We start from the raw sequence: 4,168 nt of genomic DNA, 5'->3' as shown, positions 1-4,168 counted from the left end.
GACGCTCTCCTTGATAGAGTCTTCGAACGGTCACGTGCCCCGGCGCAGGGCGCGCAACGGTGTATTCAGAACCGGACCCCGTAGGATACCTGCAGGGTCTCGGTTTCATCCGTGGGCTTGTCGTCCAGCGGTTTCGCGGCAAAGACCGACAGGGGGCCGATCGGGCTGTCCCAGGACAGGCCGACACCCACCGAGGACCGCTTGTCGTCGAAGGGACTGCGGGTGCCGGAAATGCCGCCCATGTCGTAGAAGGCCAACGCCTTCAGACCGTCGACGGCAGGCACCGCCTGCAACAGCTCGATCCCCGCCGACCAGGCGCTTTCGCCACCCGGGTAGGCCAGGTCGCTCGACCCCGGAACGGTGGATACCGGCCCCATGGTCCCCGGCACGTAGCCCCGGACCGACCCGATGCCGCCGCCGTGATAGGTCTTGAACAGCGGCAGGCCCTTGTTCCCGGCCACGGCGCTGAGACCCATGCCCGCGTGACCGCGCACCACGGTGTTCGTTGCCAGCCGTCCAAAGGCCTCGCCGCCGAAGGTCAGCTTGGCATAGCCCGTGTCCTTCGCCTGCCCGACCTCCAGGTTCGCGGTGGCGCGCCAGCCGCTGCCGGGCATCCAGCCCGCCTCGACCCGGTTCACGTCCAATCCGCCAAAGGCATAGATCACGTCCGTCGTGGCGCCATAGGTCGCCGCATGGGTCGTCACCGCCAGCGGCATGACCGGGGTCATCTCGATGCTGTATTGCGCGACGCCAATGCCCAGCCGCTGCGCCATGCCGCCGTCCACCTGCCGGGTGAAGGCCATCGCCAGGTCCAGCCCAGAATAGCCGTATTGCTGGCCATGCTCGTCGTTGGGATCGACGTTGTAGCCGCTCAGACGGATGGTGCGCGACAAGGGCCGTTCGAGGAAATCCTGGTCGGTAAGCGACAGCCCCAGCGATTGCGTGTAACGCGACCCCTCGAGATGGAACCGCAGGTCCTCGTCACTGCCGAACAGCCCGTCCTGCGTGATCTCGATCACGCCCATGACGCCCTCGGCATTGCCGTAGGAGATGCCAAAGGCCAATTCACCGCCGCCGCCCAGCATGGTGCCGGGCGTGGCTTCGTCGGGTCCGAATTCCGGGCCGAACGCGTCGACCGGATCCTGCTGCATCAGAACGGTTTGCGCCGCGGCTCCGGAGAGACCCGCGGCGGCGGCAAGCAGTGTGAGGGTAAGGCCGAGGCGGCTCATCTCATTGCACGGTGCGTGTATCGGCGCTTGTCAGCTGGCGTTCCGCGCGGCGCCGCGACAGCCCGTCGACATTCGCCAGCGACTGCAGGTGCACGAAGCAAAGTTCCAGCTCGTCGGTGTCAAACATCTCGGCCAGGGCCTCGCGCGGGATGGCCTTCAGACGTTCGCGGTTGATGCGGAAGAACCCCGCCAAACCCTTGGTCACCTCGCCGTCACGCACCGACAGGGCGGCGGGTTCCAGCAGGTCCAGCGCCTTAAGCCGCTGGCAGAACACCCGCGTGCGCAGGAATTGCGCCTGGTACTGCGCGGCGAATTCCAGCATCTGGGTCAGATAGCCGGTGCGCGCGCCCTCGGTGTCGAACAGGCGTTCGCCCTTGCCCTCGGTGTTCAGCGCCTGGCAGGCCTCGTCGATGCACAGGCTCAGCTGGTCGCCCGCGTCGTTCTGCGCAAAGACAAAGGGGTAGCGACGCAGGAAGGCGGGGATGTAACGACCCGACCAGCGGCCCGCGTCATCGATGAACAGGTTAACTCCCTCGTCGACACCCAGCAGAACGGCAGGCAGGATTTCCTCTTCGGTTCCGGCAAAGACGACCGCCATGTTCTGCGCGGCGGCCGAGAACTCTGCCGCCACGATCGGAACGGAGTTGAGATCGGCAGCAAACCCGAAATCGGAAAGCGGTTTGATCGATGTCTCGCCATGCTCAGACACCCTAAGTGGCTTAGCACGCTCGTAGATCAACATCTGTTTCATTAGAATGTCCCATCTAATACCCAAGGGGATACGGCTGAAACAACAAACCGTGCGGAACACCCACAAACCCAACCACGTCCCCTGCCCGAAGCCTTTTGCGTGGCTCCTCGGCACGATCTTATAGCGACCGATTCGATAAAAAAAAGTTAAATTCTAAGTTTTTCGTTAACCTATCCAAATGAGCCTCCGGAGGAGTCAAGTCAGGAATTCCCACAGTGCTACGAAGCGATGCCGCGCGGCTCTGTTCCACAAATCGTGTGATGGCTGAGGTCCCCCTTTCTCCGAACGGACTTATCCCATGGCTAGCGTGACGGGTATGCCGAACGCGGTGTATCCGCTCCATCCATCGCCTGGCAGGGCATCGCAACGCGATGGCCCGAGAGGAGTCGCCAAAGCGCGCGGCCCAGCTATTTCGCCGCGTGCAGGGCCTCGTTTCGCGGCGAGCCTTTGTCTGCCATTGATGAAGTGGATGGCTCCCGCTTCCGGCATCGCAATGTGCCATGTTGGGTGCTGTTGTCACGGCCAACAAAGGGAGCCATCCATGAACGAGGTTATCACGATCGGGATCGATCTGGCGAAGACCGTTTTCCAGCTGCACGGTGTTGACGCCGAGGGTCGTCCCTCGTTGCGCCGTCAACTCAGACGCAGCCAGATGCTCGAGTTCTTTCAGCGCCAGCCAGCGTGTCTGATCGGCATGGAAGCCTGCGCCAGCGCGCATTACTGGGCCCGGGAATTGATCAAGCTCGGGCATGAGGTTCGGCTGATGCAGCCCAGCTACGTGAAGGGCTATGTGAAACGGGGCAAGACCGATGCGGCCGACGCGGAAGCGATTTGCGAGGCAGTATCCCGCCCCTCGATGCGGTTTGTCCCCGTGAAGAGCGAGGACACGCAGGCCCGGCTCATGACCCATAAGGCGCGGGAGTTTCTGGTGCGCCAGCAGACCCAGGTCGTGAACGCCATGCGTGCGCATCTGGGCGAGTTCGGGATCGTCGTCCCGAAGGGGATTCACAACGTCGAGCGTCTGATCGCGGCATGTGACAGGGCCGATCTGCCGGCGCCAGCGCGCAAGGCCCTGAACCTGCTCGCCGATCAACTGGTCGACACGCAGAAGAAGATCGAGGGCCTCACCGCCGACATCCGTGCAGATGCCCGTGGCAATGAAGATGCGCAACGTCTGCAAACGATCCCCGGGATCGGCCCGATCACCGCCAGTGCGCTGGTCTCGGCGCTGCCCGACATCGCCGACTTCAAGTCGGGACGGGATATCTCTGCCTGGTTGGGCCTTACTCCGCGACCGCATTCCACCGGTGGCAAGGAAAGGCTGGGGCGCATCTCCAAGATGGGAAACAGGTATCTGCGCCGACTGCTCTATCTTGGCGCCATCGCGCAGGTCAGCGCCCGGCGCCGTGGCGAGCCCGGCGAAGACTGGCTGTGGAAGATCATTCAGCGCAAGAAACCGAAACAGGCCGCGATCGCCCTGGCCAACCGCATGGCGCGCACGGCCTACGCGCTGATGAAGAACAAGACGGAATTCCGGGCGGCCACCGCCGCCTGAACACGATCAGGGGCCACACGCCCCTCCAGAAAGGCAAGTGCATCGTGAGATGATGGTAAATGACGGACACATCGCCGAGGACACCCTGTTCGGACCGGAGCGCCAGAGAGCGCGTGCCATTGATTGGGACCGAAGCGACCGCGGACTTTCATCAGGGCGCGCAGCCACCATGCTGCAATCGAGACGCCGTATACATGGCCGCAACCGAAATCATGCCAGCTTCAACCGACACGCCCTTGCCCCGCGGGAGCCATCCATACATGGTCCGAGGGCAATGGCGAGCGCACCGGCGGTGATGGTCTTCCAGGGCTTCGCGTTCTTGCAGGGCGGGATAATGGCATGGGCGCCACGGTCGACAATGGTGTCGTGGCATTTACGTATGTCGTAGGCACCCTCGGCGATGACGCTGCCGATCCGCTCGTCCGCTGCGATCTGGTCGAGCAGGTCGGGTAGCACCGGGGCATCACCGATGTGGCTCCAGGTGATCTCGACAGGGCGGACCTCCAGTGTTTCTTCGTCGATCCCGAGATAGATCTTGCGCCACACACGCCGTTTGGGGCAGCCATGCTTGCGGGCATGCCATTGGTCTTGGCCCACTGAATTGGTCCACTTTTAGGGATAGTTCATCCCGTA

3 protein-coding genes and 1 pseudogene are annotated in these 4,168 nt (G+C 63.2%); 1 reads left to right on the top strand and 3 read right to left on the bottom strand.

Annotated features, from left to right (window positions below):
• Positions 1-65: 65 nt before the first annotated feature.
• Together ACP16H_RS18690 and ACP16H_RS18685 are read right to left on the bottom strand one after the other, a co-directional pair.
• Positions 66-1,229, bottom strand: coding sequence for a BamA/TamA family outer membrane protein (locus tag ACP16H_RS18690; RefSeq protein ID WP_425073764.1), 1,164 nt, complete (start codon positions 1,227-1,229; stop codon positions 66-68).
• Position 1,230: 1 nt separating this feature from the next.
• A complete protein-coding gene (locus ACP16H_RS18685; protein WP_425073763.1) occupies positions 1,231-1,980 on the bottom strand; it encodes a SapC family protein in 750 nt (249 codons plus the stop codon).
• Between the two features lie 541 nt (positions 1,981-2,521).
• Here ACP16H_RS18685 and ACP16H_RS18680 point away from each other — a divergent pair.
• Positions 2,522-3,535 carry an IS110 family transposase gene (locus tag ACP16H_RS18680; protein ID WP_425073762.1) on the top strand — a complete coding sequence of 338 codons (1,014 nt, stop codon included), beginning with the start codon at positions 2,522-2,524 and terminating at the stop codon, positions 3,533-3,535.
• Between the two features lie 276 nt (positions 3,536-3,811).
• Here ACP16H_RS18680 and ACP16H_RS18675 read toward each other — a convergent pair.
• Positions 3,812-4,129: pseudogene (locus tag ACP16H_RS18675) on the bottom strand (transposase); the annotation flags it as partial.
• Between the last annotated feature and the right edge of the window lie 39 nt (positions 4,130-4,168).

Source organism: Sagittula sp. S175 (assembly GCF_049800975.1).
GTDB lineage: Bacteria > Pseudomonadota > Alphaproteobacteria > Rhodobacterales > Rhodobacteraceae > Sagittula.
The sequence above is the reverse complement of the archived record's forward strand: the minus strand, read 5'-3'. Positions and strand labels throughout refer to the sequence as shown.